Raw genomic sequence first — 14,794 nt, 5'->3', positions numbered from 1 at the left:
CGAATCCACCACGGATTCAGTAGCCTACGTACGCGCCACCGTGGTGCAACTTCACGATGCCGGGGACATCGGCGACCGAACCGTAGCGGTCGATGGCGTACCGCACCCCGGCGATGATGTTGTCGACCGGATTCCAGATATCGCGATGTCCGGGCAGGGCGTGGGCATTGAAGGTGGAATCGATGGTCTGCATCAACCCCTTGGAGGGATGTCCGGCCGCGGCATTGCTGTCCCAGCCGTTGATGGCGTGCGGATTGCCCGCGGATTCGTGCTGGATGATCGCCGCGACATCGGCGGGGTTGATCTGGCTGATGTCATAGCCGTTCTGGTGCAGGATCTGCAAGGCCGTATTGATCCATTGGCCCACTTCACCGGTGGGCTGTGTACTCGGTGGACCGCCGCTGGCGGCGCGCGACAGATACACCTGTGGTCGGGCTCGCCCCGAGTCCTGGACATACCGATTGGCCAGTGCGGCAATCTGTTCGGCCGAAACCGCCGCGGTCGTTTGCCCGTTTCCGAGCACCGCTCCGGCCCGCTGCAGGGCATCACCGAGTGCGACCATCACCTGACGCTGGGTCGCGGCGGAATTTCCGACCGCACCGAGCGCGGTCAACGCGGCATCGGCCTCGGCGATGATCGAGGCGATCGCCGCCCGCCCCTGGATGGTGTCAGCGGCGGCACCGCCGAGGATTCGGCCGAGTTCCGCATTCAGGTTGCCCAACGCATCGTTGTGTTGAGTGCCGGTCTGCCTGTTGGCCGAATACTGCGACCCGAAAGCACCGTCCCAAAGCACTGGCCCGGTAGGCGCGCCATTGCCGACCAGCGGCGGCGCGTTCGGCTGCCCGGTGTCGGACCTCGGTGTTCCGTCACCGTACTGCGCGGAGATCGACGCCAATGCGCCCATCGCCGCTGCCGCCAGCGGACCGGCACCAGCGGCGGCGGCCAGATCCGATCCGCCGCCAACGGCCGAAGTGGCTGGCGGAGTGGATGATCCGGGCAGCGGGCTTGCCGATTGGCCGCGCACTGCGGTGGCCGCGGAACTCGAGGTGGCCGCACCGACCGACGGCGACGGCGGCATACGCACCGCGCCGCCGCGGGCCGCCGCGGCAGTGTTGCGGCGGGGTTCGGACGTTGCGATCCCACCGCGAGCGTCCCGGGCATCGTCGACGCTCGGTTCCGGCACTTCCCGTCCCGCTGGCATCAGTACGGTTCGTACGGTCGACCATTGCGGACCGCTACGACACCCGGCACGTTCTGTACGGATCCGTACCGATTGATGGCATAGCGGACGCCGGCGACGATGTTGTCGACGGGGTTGCGAATATTGGTGTGCCCCTGCACTGCCCATTGATTGAAGGTCGGCCCGATGGTCTGCATCAGTCCGATAGATGGAGTCCCGTTATCGGCGTTGCTGTCCGTTAGATTCATGGCGTTCGGATTACCACCGGATTCGTAATGAATGATGATCGCGATGGCTTCGGGGTCGATTTTGCTGATGTCGTACCCCATCTGCTGTAGTACCTGCAGCGCCTGCTGAATCCATTGCCCAACAGTGCCGCCGACCGCCGCTGTGGTACCTGTGGCGCCGCTGCTGCTTGCCGCCTGGTATTCGCGTCCGGCGAGGTTGTAGATGTATTGGTTGGTGAGGCGGTTGATTTCGGCGGCGGTGCCGGTCGCGGCTGCGTTGCCGCCGGAGACGATTTTGGCGGCTTTGGCCAGGGCGTTGGTGAGGATCTGGTGGACTTTCTGCTGTCCGGCTTTGGTGTAGGCGGCGGAACCGATTTCGGCGAGTTGGGTGTCGACCTCGCGGAGCAGGGCGATGACGGCCTTCTTGTCGATCTTGTGGTTGCCCGCCATGGAGCGCATGTAGTTGACGAGGTCGTTGTCGAGGTTGTTGAACGCGGTGGCGGCGTTGCGTTGATACAGCTGGTGCGCCCTGAGTTTGGTCGCAGTAGCTCCGCTGGCGGTGCTGCCGCTGGTCGTGGTGGAGCCGAGTTTCTTTCCACCGGTGGGGGTTCCAGAGCCGCTGGAGCCGCCGGAGCCGCCGGTACCGCCGGAGCCGTAGACGTCTTTCAACTGTTTGAGGACTTCGACGGCCTTTTGAGCTTCGGGGCTCAGCCCGCCGCTCTCCCCGCTCTCGCCGCCGGAACCCCCACTACCGGAACCGGATCCGCCCCCGCCGAGTCCGGCCAGCGCGGAGGCGATCATCGGCAGCATCATCGCCCCGGCCATCATCGCCGTCGGCGCCAACGCGGTCAGCGTCTCCGGATCCAACAACCCACCGCCATGATCAGCGGCCATCGAATCATCAGTGGTCCGAGAGGTATTCGGCGCCACCGCACCCGCCGACGCAGGCGCGCTCTGTGCGGGCGCCGCCTGAGCCGGAGCCTGCGCGGGCTGTTGTCCCGCAGCCCCCGGCGCAACCGCCTCCGGCGCGCCAGCACCCGCCGGAGGCACTACATTCTTACCCGAACCAAACTGACCAGAACCAGCCGGAGCCTGACCAGGCATCGCGGGCTTATTCTCCAGGTCCGAACCCTGCTGTGGCGCTTGCGAATTCCCACCCGAACCCGCCCCCGGCAGCCCCGGCGCACCCAGTCCGGGACTCGATCCCTCTCGAGCTTTTCGCGTCCAGGGCGTTACTACCCCAGCTAGGGCACCATCCCCGGAACCCGCCTCCGCATCCGCATCATCGCCAGCCGGCTCCACCCCCGCGTCCCACACCAACGGACTGGTCACGAATCCCCCTTCAACACCCGCTTGACCCGAACATCACCTCCGGTCGGCAGCACCTGTTCGACGACTTGCCCCGAATCCGGATCGACAGTGATGATCTGGGTTGCGTCGACGGCCACACCGACACGTGTGGGGGCGTTGGACCGGTAGTCCCAGAAGACCAGATCCCCTGGCGAGACGGCGGCCGCGTCGACTCGCTGTCCGCAAACACCCTGAGCGGCAATAGCACTCGGCAGCACGACGGCCGACCGAGCGGTGGTTGTCGAACTCGACGGCCGCCCGCAGGCAACCTGGGGCGACTCGGTTCGCGGCATCGTGGCACCCGACGACGAGCCGACCGCGCCGCCCCCGGTGCCCGCGGCCGCCTGGAGACATTGCCCCGTCATCGCCGCACCCGATGCCGCGTCGATGACGCTCTTGGACAATGTCGCGGCATCGACGGTGCCCGGCGCTCCATTGCGGCCGGGTTCGAGCGTCGCCGGGTTGCGGGCTACCGCCAGCGCGTATTGCCGCGCGCACTCGACGGCGAGCCCGGTATTGACCGTCTGCAGCGGCGGCAGCTGCCACGATGCCGATCGCATCGCGGACGCGCACGAACGCTGCCAGTCCGAGGCATCGGTGTCATCGGGCGCGATGGTCCACTCGGCATACGGGTTGGTGGTAGGCACCTCGGACTCGGGAATGGTGTCGGCTGCCCGGCGCGAGGTGGTTGCGCTCGACGTCGTCGTGACGGCCGGATCCGGACCGACGGCACTATCGCATTGGTAGTGCAGATCCGCGGCGGCCGACGTGGAGGTGTTCCCCGCCAGCGTCATAAGCATCCCCCCCACCCCGCACACCCCAACCACGCAAAAGAGTAGAGCCCACGCCCACCCCGGGATCATCGCGAAGATTACCAGGCGATTAATCATCGAATACCCTCTCGGCGCAGGTCGAGCAATCTATTTTCCTGTATGGCGACTTAATTCCCGATCGCTCGGTTCACCGGAGCCATGCCTGGTCCCCAATTCGGATTAGCGGGATTTCCGCCACTCGGCGTTACCATAACCGGTAGAGCTCCGGTCCCGCCTTCCATCTGGTAACGCACTCTGGTGGCAGTGTGGGCCGCGTCCCGCATATTACGATGAGACTGCACATTTGTTACATCCCCCCTGAGATTATCGAAGGCAGTCTCCAAATTTAAGGCATTCTCGTTAACAATCCACTGCTTCATACGAACCGCCGTGTCTGCATCCACGTTAGCCAGCCGCAACGCCATCCTCTCGTTTACAAGGGGGTTCGTCGGATTCCTATTGTACGGCGTACCTACCGCAACCTCTTCCAGGGCTTGCATCATCCTTCCCGCGCGATGGGGGTCGGTGGAAATCAGATTCATGTATTCTTGCACGTAATGGAGCTGTGGTCGGTATCCGCTTGTGGCACCGCCATCGAGGGCGACGCCACCCGATCTGAACGCACGGTACTCCCGAACCGCCTGCTCCAAGGTTCCGATGTGGGCTGCCGTCTCTTCGACGTAGCGCTGCCTCTGCGCCGGAGTACCAGTTCCGCTGACCACCAGTCGAGATGAATTCTCGACCTGGTGCACCGCAGCGGCTACGAAGGACAAGTCGGCATCCCGCAACGGAGTGGCGGCCGCGGCGTTCCTGATGGTCTCGACCGAATTGGCCGATATTCTCGCCATTCTCTCATCCTGAGCACCGGCACCGAGCATTGCCCCGAATGCATCGCCCGAACTGCCACCATTTCTTCGAATAACACCGTATGCAGCACCGGCGTTTCCGAAGTATGTGTCCAATCCGCCGTACGCCTCGGCTTCTTCCGCAGCCGTTCGCGAAAAAAACTCCCGGTTCATATATGACATGGCATACCAGCCTCGCGCCCCACCGAACCGCCCCTCGTCGACCCACACCCCGCCCTGCGCCTTCGCCATCGCCTTCTTCATCCTGGATTGCGGATGGAACGATCCGGGCAATCCCATCATCATCCATTCGGTCAACGGCGAGTTGGCAATCGTGCTCGCGCCACCCATCAGGGCCAACATCCCCATACCCGACATCTTGTGGCCTGCACCGAATTGCCCCATGCCGAGTGCGGTCCCACCGCCTCCGGACCCCCCGCCAGCCCGCGAACCACCATTCTGAACGGCCAGTGCGAAGCGGTTGGCAATCCATTCATTGCCACGATCGAGGTTGGCGGTGAAGCGTTTCGCCTGCAGGAAGGCGACTATCATCACTACCGCGGTGATGAACAATACCGCGGTTTCGCGGCCTTTCGCCTGTTTCAACATCTCGTTCTCGATCAATGCCACGACCGAGACAAAAATAATTTCAGCGGCCATCCGAAAGAACGAAAAGAAACCATGGACGACACTGCGAATTGTGAATGTTTGCGTCGGGCCGTACACGTAGCCACCCGCGGCGAAGCCGAAGAGACCCATGAATCCCCAATAGATCGAGTCCAGCCCGGACCATACGATCTTGATGGCCATATACCCGAAGAAAGGCATGATCCCGAACAACATCAAAAACAGTAGCACCAGACCGGCACCGACCTGGCCCATACCGGGATTGTCCGCGGCCGACGCTGCAGCGGAATCGTTGCAGGCCTTCAGCCCCTTCTTGACTTGGCTGTCACTGCCAGCCAATATGCCGGATGACCACGCATTAGCACATCCCGGCCGTTGGTCGACGATATGACCGAAATTCCAAACCTGCAGCGGATGGCGCACAAAATTGTCGACCATGTTCTCCTGCATGGTCTCCGCAACCGCGGAGGGATTTGCATGGTTGTCGCCGTTCAGGCCCGCCGCCACGGAAAGGCCGACATCACGCCCCTGGGCCATCATGCCGTGCGGGGAAAACACTTCTTCCAGTGGATCTCTGAGGAACAGCGCACTCAGGCTCGCCAGTATGAGCAAGGTCGCCACTTGGAACGAAGCCTTGGCGAAAAACCCGCGAGCAACGAAGTAGGCAACGATGAGCGAGCCGAGCGTGACGAAGAAGAAGAACATCGCCGTCGTCGCGATCTGAGCAGTCAAGCTTCCGGCGGCCCCGGACAAGGGTGCGCGGATCCAATCGAGCCAACTCAGGTCGATCGCTGAATCGAACGCCCAGATCGGCAGGACCACGACAAGAAGGAACAACGCGCACATAAAGCCGAGGACCGCCCCCCACACGGTTGTCATCGGATGCCATATGCTTTCGTCCCTCGTGACGTACGTATATTGCCACACCGGGACCCCGTAAGAATCCCGCATATCCGTAGCACCCAGCACGCTGTTACCGCCGGACCGCGCGGTGTCGGTGTCGGTTTGCGCGCCGGCCACCGCACCGAGCGCGACCGGCATCACAACAAGCACGAAGAATGCGACCAACCCCCAGAAGATCCAGCGTCGGCGCCGGGTCGCGGTAATCCACAGCCAACATCGGTGCGCGAGCACCGTCGGCTGCCAGCGGACCGGGTCCCAGGACTCCAGTTCGCGCCCCAGATCGGAGCCGTGCCACGCGCGCGACCAGGTGGGCACGGTGGCCGGGAGTCTCATACGATTTCCTGACGTTGCGGTAATGCGGAGCGCACAGCACCCTTCCCCGAGGGTGTGCTGCTGATCGCCTCGGCCCGATCCTCCCGCGCCGGACCGAGCACCTTGCCGCGGCCGATGCGGTTGAGCGCATCCCGCATGAACATCTCGCCGCGTCGCTCCTCTGGCACCTGCCGCCCCTGACCAACCGGGGGCGAGGTCTCCTCACGCAGAACCTGCAGCAAGAACGGCGCCTCTTCCAGATCGACGCCGAGCCATTCCAGGCTGTTGCGGGCCAGCGTTTCATCCCGCTGTCGGAAGACGAACCGGTTGGGAATCAGATTGTGCGCCGCGCCCTGGAAGTCGGTCGCCGGATCGTGCGACGCCAATCCGATTGCGGCCAAATGCTTTCGACCGTCGCGACTGAAGTCCGAGGTCACCGCCGAGCCGACCTGGGTCTGGGTGAAATGGTGCGCCTCGTCGCCGACGAGCAGACCGAATCTGCCGTTGTCGGTGAGGAACGCTTCCCTGGCGGCAACGCCGACCAGTTCATAGAGCGCGGTGCCGAGACGCTTGGTCAGCGGCAACCGGTTGTACAGGTGCGGGGTGGTGAGTTCCTCCGCCGTCGGCAGAGCCAGATTGTGGCTGCGTACCACCGTCGCCGCGGCATCGAGCCGCAGCGGGCGCAGTTTCGGATCGAACAGCACCGGAACCCGATCGACCACGGTCCCGAGCCGGGCCGCCAGATCGGCGTAGTCCTCCCCTACCCCGGGTGTGTCCCGCAGCCGCCGTACGACCTGCAAGAAGTCCAGCAGACTCCGAATGCCGTGCTCGGCAATCCCTCTCGGTGTCAGCAGATTGCTGGCGGCCGCGCCGGCACCGGATGTCGGCGACAAATCCAGCAGCGGCAGAATCGAATCCAGCGCCCGCTCCCCCGCGATCCGCGGATCGAACAGGCGCAGCGGATCCAACGACACCGTCGGATTGGCCAGATCGATGACGACCGCATTATCGATCGAGGACGCGAAATGCTCCCATTCACCGACCTGACTGCGATCGATGGCCAGGAATTGCCCGCCCATATCGTGGACCAGCACGGCCATGAGCTTCAAGAAATAGGACTTGCCGGAGCCGAGCTCACCGGTGACCGCGAACGACGCGGACAGGTCGTGCAGCGCCGCTTCCATGATCCCGAAATGGATCGGCTCGAAATTGCCGGACAACAGATTGACCCCGATTACCGGTCCACTGTCATCGCCGATCTGGCTCGTGGTGAACGGCACGAAACCTGCCCACATATCGGAGGGCACAATATGCGCGAAATCGTCGTACGCTCGCCGCGCCGGGCTGCCGGGGATGAGCATCGACCACAGATCCACCTGCGCGCCGACCGGCGCGGTCATCTCCACATTGAAGCGCCGGTACCGACGTTTGAGAGTGTTGACCGCATCGGTGGTCGCATCGCGCGACGCTCCGCCGATCGCGATAACGGTGGTGAAAGACACCTCGGATTCACCACCATTGACCTCGAAATGCTGGTTGTACTCGCCCAGCATCTGCGCCTTCGACATCAGGGTGTTCTGCGCGAAGGAAACCTCCTGATCCCGCTGGTCCATCTGCTCACCCAGCCGCCGCAGACTCAGCTCATTGTTCTTGAGCACCTGCTCCGCGGGTTTCGTCGATATCCGCATGCCCCAGTCGACCGTGACGTCCTGCATGCCCTCGAGCACGCTGAGGAATTCACTGCCACCGGGAAAGGACATGCCCGCATAGGGGAATGCACGCGGAGTCAGGACCGCCTGGTAGGAGGGCTGAAAAACCAGATCCGGCTGCACCACCTTGATCACCGGCACGAAGGACGGGCGGATGCGTCGATTGCTGTCGGCCTGTGCGCCCTCGTCCAGGGCAGCCGACCGGAAGACGGCCGATGTCGCATCGTCGAGCACCCCGGCCCGGGTCGGGGCGACCGGATCGCCCACCGCACCGCGACTCAGATAGTGCTCCCACAACCATTGGAACAGCGCGGCAGGCACGGGAACCGGGTCGAAGTCGCCGCCGATGCGCGAGAGGATCTCATTGGCCTTCTCGTCGTAAGCATCCAGGTCGGCACGCGAGAGCGCGGCGGCATCGATGGTCGTGGTGGTGCCACGCCACATCCGCGACAATGCCGAAATACCCGAATTGCTGGCCCCGACCGGGATCGACAACAGATAGATCCGGGTCTGCGGCAGAATCGCACGCACCCGCTCGAAGGAGGACACCACCTCGGTGGCGTAATCCTCGCACTCGTCCAGATCAACGCCCTCGACCATTTTGCTCAGCACGTCGAGGGTGTTGAGGCGAGCCTGGATACCGAGCAGCAATGAACCGTTCGGCAGACTATTGATCAGCGAATGATGGGCCGCTTTGACATCGAACTTGTCACTCGCCTTGCGCAACCCGTAGCCCAGCGGGTTGATGAAGTAGTTGGCCGTTACCAGACCGCCGTGCGTGAATTGCAGATGCCCGCGAATGGCGGCGGTCGGCTGCAGATCTCGTTCGAATGCCATCAGTTCCGCCCTCCGGGTAACGCGCCATTGCCCCTGTCTTCCACCGGCGGCAATGCCTTGCTCCATCTTTCGAGAATGTTGAGCGGACGCTCACTCGCCAGTACTGCTACCGCCGCGCGGTCATCGATCGCGGCGACCTTGCGATCGGGCAGCAAGATCACCACGCTCTCCTCGACGAACAGCGTGTGCCGCCCGGACTCCTCGCCGACGGGCATGCCCGAGGCGGAGACCGGCCTGCGGATGACGATCAGCCGGCCGATCCACAGAATCCGAGATGTCAATCGCACACCCGTATACGGCACCAACCCCAGTGCGACGACGGTGACGACGGTGATCACCAAGCCCACCACGAAGCTGATGGCGGGGTTCGCGGGCAGTGTCATGGCCAGCACCGAGGTGATGACCATGAGCACCCCGGCACCGACCATCTGCGGCAAGGTGTACGGCCCGAACGGGAGCTTCTGCCCGTTCTGAGCCTTGCCGATCATGGTGGGGACCCGTTTGATCGGCGTGAACACCTTGACGACTTGGGCCACTAGCGGTACACCCCACCGATCGGTTGATCCTGGACGATACGGGTATTGGTGTCGACACGTACGTAGTTGGCCAGGGTGGGCAATGTCCAGAACAGCACTACCCCCAGCAGCACCGAGGCAGCAACGCCGATGAGCTTGCCCGGCGAAAACTTCGACTTGACCCCCTCGGAGACGAAAATGACCAAGCCGCCACCGACGATGATGATCATCCCCGCCCAACGGATGAATATCAGCCCGTTATAGAGGATGATGCTGATCTGACTACCCATTATGGTGCCTTTCTGTTCAGTTCTGTGTCGCCGGTGGGATCGACACCGCCGAACTCGGTGCTGTGGTCGCTGTGCTGGTTGGGGCGCCGCCCGACCCTTGGTCGGCGGCGACGACAGTCATGGGCTCGCGCAATTCGGGCATCGAATCCAGGTACTCCACCTGCCACTGCCCGGCGTTCTGGATCATCGTCAGGGGGTAGGCGAGGGTCGGCGCGACACCGCCGGCGGTCTTCGGGTTGATCGTGACCAGTACGCGGGCATTCGATCCGCCCACACCGCAGCCGCCCTCGTCGGATGACACCGTTGTGGACTCCACCGAGGTGAAGGGCGCGGGCCGCAGTGCCGAGATACCGGAGTTCGGCACGGTGTAGCGCGCGATATCGCCGGAGGCGGTGAGATACGCCGACAGAAATCCGGAAGCCACCTGTGCCAACGGCGATTCCGCGCCACATGGATTCTGATATCCCAGTACCAGATCGATGCCACGCCCAGGTGGTTCGACGGCTGCGGGCACCGCCAGCGCGCGGCGCCTGCCGTCGGCTGCCACCGAGACCGCGACCCGGTAGTACTCGCGATTGCCGCTGGCACCGGCTCCAGCCTTGGCACCCCGGACCGAAACCGTGATCGACCAGACGTCGAACGCGTCGGTGCTCAGATTGCGCGAAGTGAACACGACGATCGGATCGGACACCTGTCGCCCGGTCGCGGGCAGGCTGATCTGCTGTCCGGCACCGACGTATTCGCCGAGGCGTTCCTGCTGTCCGGAGGAGGCGCTCAAGTAGGTGACCACGAAGTCCTCGGCGAACGACTCCGCGAGCCGGGCATGGCCGATGATTGCGCTCGACATGGTGTCCGGCGACTTCGCGGCCGGCTCATCGGCGAACCAGCCAAGGATGGTTCGGCCACCGCCGAGGACCGCGAGCACGGCGATGACGGCGACAATGGCATTGTCGCGGCGGCGGCGGGCGGCCATCCGGCGAAGTAATTCCTCGCCCGAATCTGCCTGCCTGCCAGTCGATGTCCGCACTCTCGAAATGGTAGAGAGCCGGACCGCTCCCAATTGCCTACCTGTTCCCGCGCCTGGGAATAACGACAATCAGAAGACGGGGCTGCGTTTCATACGGTCGACCAGCCAATGGCGCAGCTGATCGTCGTAACCGACCGGCGTACCCGGCTCGATCGCCTGCTGATGCGGCTCCAGCACGGGCACATCATCGGCGACCCGCACCAACTGCGCGATCGCCAACTGCCGAGTCGAATATCCGGGATACGGATAGAGCAGCAAGGATGTCGGCGTGTATCCGCCACCGTAGTTGAGGACCCGCATCGTAACTCCGGCGGTTTCTCCGGCTCGCAGTCGATCGCCCAGCTCGATCAACCGGACCCGATCGTCTGGATGAAACACGTCGATCGGCTGGAACAGATAGTCCCAGCGCACCCATGGCGCCGGATCGGTGAGCCAGTGCGAAATACTGGTGTGTTCGAGCTGGACTACCGCCAAATGGGTCCCGGCGCGGCGGTGCGCCTCACGCAACCCAACCCGCTCCAGCGTGGCCCACGACGCGGGTTGATCGTCGGAGGAGATGTCCTCGATCAGCCACCAGGCGCCTCGGGTCCGCTCGTCGTCACGGGCACGGATGGTCACGCGCCAGCGCCCGGCTCGGCCGGAGCCGTGTGGCACCGAGACATCGAACTGCAGCTTGTCCCCCGGCTTCGGTTCGTAGAGCAGATCGAGCACCTCGGCGTGCCGATCGAACGCCGTCATCCGGTGGAACAACTCCGCGATCGACATCCTCGGCACGTATTCCTCCGGCGCGCTGCCGGAGAGCCGAGTGACGCCGATGGGCTGCTGAATGGTCTGCGAATTCAGATCCCAGATCACGCCCACCGCGGGACGCAACTCCGGCGTCTGCGCAGCAGCGGGGCCGAGCCAGAGCCGGACCGCGTGCACATCGCCCGCCGGCCCGAATACCGGCCGGATCTTCAGTTCGTACGGCCCCGAGCGGGTCGGGATCTGCAGATCCACATCCTCGGCCTGATCCCGCGCCGCCTGCATGGCCGCGGCCAACCGCGCGGTTGTCAGGCTGTCATAGATCGCGGGCATCTTCGCAAACAGCCGCTGCAGAACCCGCGGCCAGCCCGCGAACTCACGCGGTGCTTCCCCCACCGACGCCACCGACATCACATCTGGCGTCAACGTTTCTATGGTCACCCATGGGATTACTGCGTCGCTACGCATCTCGCTCGCCCGTACCAGCCGTTCCTCCGGATTCGTGACTCAGATGAGCCACGATCGTGACATGTTCAATGTACCGTTGTTCAGCGGTCCAATCAACACGTCAGGAACAAGTTCACCTGGTTGAAGTCTCGTGATTCATACCGGACGGAGCAAACCGAATGCCGGTTTCTTAACCTAGTCCTAAGACAAGATGAACGGCGGCACAGGCGTTTCCAGCCACATACGTGCGCCATCGATCGCGCAACAATGCCGTGCGACCTGCGGTAACACCGAAACGCGACGGCTTCGGGACAACATCGGACACCCGGCCGCGCAACCCGGTGACGGCACGCGATCGAACGCGCCGCCACCGGCTGTCGGCACGAAATGCCCCGTCGTAACTGGTGGTTTTCCGGACAACCCGGCCGGACGACCTGTTAACCCATGTCCTAGGCGGGAACCCGGGCCATCATGGCGAGCACACCCGCACCCGCGAGAACGCCGATGCCGTCCAACTCCGAAGGGATAACGCGCAGCGAGGTCAAGAATCCGAGCCGAGCGTGTGTCGCCACGGCCGCGGTGAGCGGTTTCCACAGCGCCGGACCGGACTTCGCCACAGTGCCGCCGATGACCACCAGATCGATATCGAGTACCGGCGCCACCGAGGCGATCCCCCGGCCGAGCGCCGTGCCCGCACGATTCAGTGCGGCAACGGCGATCTCGTTGCCGCCGCCCGCCGCCTCGACGAGAGCTTCGACGGAGTTGCCGATCCAGCCCTGGCCATGCGCCCAACGCAAGATCGAGCTGCCACCGGCAACCGCCTCCACACAACCGCGCCCCCCACATTCACAGAGGTCGTCGAACCCCGGAACGAGGACGTGGCCGAAGTGTCCGGCATTTCCGGTACGTCCGACCACAACGAAGCCACCGACCATGACACCGGCACAGATCCGGCTCGATACCGTCACCGAAAGGGCGTCCATGACCTCACTGGTCGCGCCGAAGTTTCGCTCGGCCAGCCCCAGACAAACACCGTCGAGAGCGAGATGCACCGTCGCGCCGGGAAAGGTCTTCTGCACCGCTTCCACCAGGGCGAAACCGGTTCGCCACTCCGGAATCTCGGCCGGAGCGACCACTCCGGCCAGCATGTCGATCGGCCCCGACGAGCCGATGCCGACGGCCGTGATCTCATGATTCCGCGACACCTCGAGCAACAGATCTCGGCAGGTGGCCCACGCGGCGGCGGACGGCAATGGAACTCGCCCAATCTCTTCGTCCGCGACTTCCTCGCCGACGAGGGTCGCTGCGAACCCTTCCAAACCGATCTCCAGAGCCAGAATCGTCATAGGTCACCCACCGCCGCAAGAGTTTTCATGTACCGTCCGCCGCCCACAGCGTTACAGGCCGCTCGAACCGGCCGACCGCAGCCGGTGTCCGAGCACGATACGCCGTCGCGGGGTCGGGGGTACAAGATCAGCGCACACCGGCCGAGTGCTGTTGCGAATAATGCGCAGTGGTCGTTTGTGATCGATCGGCGTAGTGCGGTGCCGATCGAGATTTTCCACCACCCGGCCCGCGCTGTCGTAGGCCACCCCGGCCCAGATCATTGCCCGCGGGCCGTCGCCGCGCGCGGTGAGTGTCTGCGCCAACTGCCCACACTTGGCGAACAAGGGGCAGTGGTGGCAGGTCTGGATGGCAGCCCGCCAGGATTCCGGGGTGCCGACGTCGAGGTCCCAATCGTCTGGACCATCCGCGCAGGGCGGGCGGTGCACGGCCTTGGCCGTAGTGGGAATCACCGAAATCTGTTGCGCCGTTTGCGATCCGATCGCTGGCCGACGCGATTGCACAATGCTCATAGCCGTCTCCGAGACTGCCGAGGGCACACGCCACGCAACGTGTCCCAATGTCGGGCGGGCATCAGGGCTGCTCAACAGTCCCCGGAAACCAGCAGTGAACTGCTGTACGACGCACGTTAACTTACGATCCGTCACCCGGCAACCGTTTCCGCCGCTATGTAACGGCACATTGACCAAGTAGTGATGTCGACGTATCGTTGATTAACGGCACGTTCATCCACGGGCCGCGTTCTACGGGGTAAGTTGTGGTTTCCTGTGAGGTATGGCTGTGCAGTCGGAATACACGATCGATGAATTGGCCCGGGTAGCCGACACCACGGTGCGCAGCGTGCGCGTCTACCACGAGCGCGGACTCCTGCCCTCACCCGAGGTACGGGGTCGGATCGGCTACTACCGATCGGACCATCTGGAGCGGCTGCAGACGATCAGTCGCCTGCTCAGCCGCGGCATGAAGCTGAACGGGATCCGGGAACTGCTGGAAGCCTGGGATCGTGGCGACGGTCTGGCCGATGTCCTCGGCGTCGCGGCCGACCACCCGACCACCGAGCCGCCGACCACCCCACAACACGCGGGCACCGCCCGGGAAGAGCAGGCGGCCGAACTGCCGGACTACGTGAAGCAGGCTCTTGCCTCGAGTGATGATCCGCTCGAGGCCTACCGCCTCACCAATCCGCGCTGTTGCGATCTGGCCACCCGGCTCGTCGACATCGGCCTCCCGGCAACCGCCGCCTTCGAATTGATCGAGCGGCTGCGCGCCGACTGCGATCGGATCGCCGATCGCTATGCCACCGAAATGTTCTACAGCCTGGCCGGACGCGGTTACGAACAATCCGAGCGCACCCCCAAGGACCGCACCAAACTCGAGACCGATCTGGCCATCGCGCGACTGATCGCGACTCGCGCCACGTCGGAGTTGATCGATCAAGCCTTCGCCAGACACTCCGAACTGCCGCCGACCCCATAACAATTTCCTCCCCGCGCGGAGCGCTGCGAATATTTCGCGCCTCGAACTTTGGCGGACGATCGTATTTCGACCACGCCGAACGCGAATTGATGTGTCGCCGGCGAATTCTTTGCGTATTACATACGAATCATCCTGAGCCCAAAGGGGTT

Annotated in this window: 12 protein-coding genes; 1 reads left to right on the top strand and 11 read right to left on the bottom strand. The window is 63.9% G+C overall.

What is annotated here, in order from left to right:
• Positions 1-16 precede the first annotated feature (16 nt).
• The 11 genes from ACQP0C_RS12780 to ACQP0C_RS12730 form a co-directional block, all read right to left on the bottom strand.
• A complete protein-coding gene (locus tag ACQP0C_RS12780) occupies positions 17-1,201 on the bottom strand; it encodes a transglycosylase SLT domain-containing protein (RefSeq protein ID WP_433733129.1) in 1,185 nt (394 codons plus the stop codon).
• Entirely contained in the window at positions 1,201-2,301 is a 1,101-nt protein-coding gene (locus ACQP0C_RS12775) for a DUF4226 domain-containing protein (protein ID WP_433733128.1), read from the bottom strand. Before ACQP0C_RS12775 ends, ACQP0C_RS12780 begins: the two co-directional genes overlap by 1 nt.
• A 434-nt stretch (positions 2,302-2,735) precedes the next feature.
• Entirely contained in the window at positions 2,736-3,557 is an 822-nt protein-coding gene (locus ACQP0C_RS12770; RefSeq protein WP_433733127.1) for a hypothetical protein, read from the bottom strand.
• A 140-nt stretch (positions 3,558-3,697) separates the two neighbouring features.
• Positions 3,698-6,277 carry a hypothetical protein gene (locus tag ACQP0C_RS12765; RefSeq protein ID WP_433733126.1) on the bottom strand — a complete coding sequence of 860 codons (2,580 nt, stop codon included), beginning with the start codon at positions 6,275-6,277 and terminating at the stop codon, positions 3,698-3,700.
• On the bottom strand, positions 6,274-8,802 hold the full coding sequence (locus tag ACQP0C_RS12760) for an ATP-binding protein (protein WP_433733125.1): 2,529 nt from the start codon (positions 8,800-8,802) through the stop codon (positions 6,274-6,276). The genes ACQP0C_RS12765 and ACQP0C_RS12760 overlap by 4 nt, the downstream gene beginning before the upstream one ends.
• Positions 8,802-9,338 carry a hypothetical protein gene (locus ACQP0C_RS12755; protein ID WP_433733124.1) on the bottom strand — a complete coding sequence of 179 codons (537 nt, stop codon included), beginning with the start codon at positions 9,336-9,338 and terminating at the stop codon, positions 8,802-8,804. The genes ACQP0C_RS12760 and ACQP0C_RS12755 overlap by 1 nt, the downstream gene beginning before the upstream one ends.
• Positions 9,338-9,607: a hypothetical protein gene (locus tag ACQP0C_RS12750; protein ID WP_433733123.1), complete on the bottom strand. Its 270-nt coding sequence runs from the start codon at positions 9,605-9,607 to the stop codon at positions 9,338-9,340. Before ACQP0C_RS12750 ends, ACQP0C_RS12755 begins: the two co-directional genes overlap by 1 nt.
• Positions 9,608-9,623: 16 nt before the next feature.
• The gene (locus ACQP0C_RS12745) at positions 9,624-10,634 is read right to left on the bottom strand and encodes a conjugal transfer protein (protein WP_433733122.1); all 1,011 of its coding nucleotides are present in this window, start codon (positions 10,632-10,634) and stop codon (positions 9,624-9,626) included.
• 69 nt (positions 10,635-10,703) lie between these two features.
• The gene (locus ACQP0C_RS12740) at positions 10,704-11,846 is read right to left on the bottom strand and encodes a GAF domain-containing protein (RefSeq protein WP_433733121.1); all 1,143 of its coding nucleotides are present in this window, start codon (positions 11,844-11,846) and stop codon (positions 10,704-10,706) included.
• A 428-nt stretch (positions 11,847-12,274) separates the two neighbouring features.
• On the bottom strand, positions 12,275-13,171 hold the full coding sequence (locus ACQP0C_RS12735; RefSeq protein WP_433733120.1) for an ROK family protein: 897 nt from the start codon (positions 13,169-13,171) through the stop codon (positions 12,275-12,277).
• A gap of 51 nt (positions 13,172-13,222) precedes the next feature.
• The gene (locus ACQP0C_RS12730; RefSeq protein ID WP_433733119.1) at positions 13,223-13,681 is read right to left on the bottom strand and encodes a hypothetical protein; all 459 of its coding nucleotides are present in this window, start codon (positions 13,679-13,681) and stop codon (positions 13,223-13,225) included.
• A 262-nt stretch (positions 13,682-13,943) separates the two neighbouring features.
• On the opposite strand from ACQP0C_RS12730, the gene ACQP0C_RS12725 reads away from it, so the two are divergent.
• Positions 13,944-14,645, top strand: a complete 702-nt coding sequence (locus ACQP0C_RS12725) for a MerR family transcriptional regulator (RefSeq protein WP_433733118.1) — start codon at positions 13,944-13,946, stop codon at positions 14,643-14,645.
• Positions 14,646-14,794: the final 149 nt, after the last annotated feature.

Source organism: Nocardia sp. CA-129566 (genome assembly GCF_050956075.1).
GTDB lineage: Bacteria > Actinomycetota > Actinomycetes > Mycobacteriales > Mycobacteriaceae > Nocardia.
Note: the sequence above shows the minus strand (reverse complement) of the source record. Positions and strands in the feature narration are given on the sequence as shown.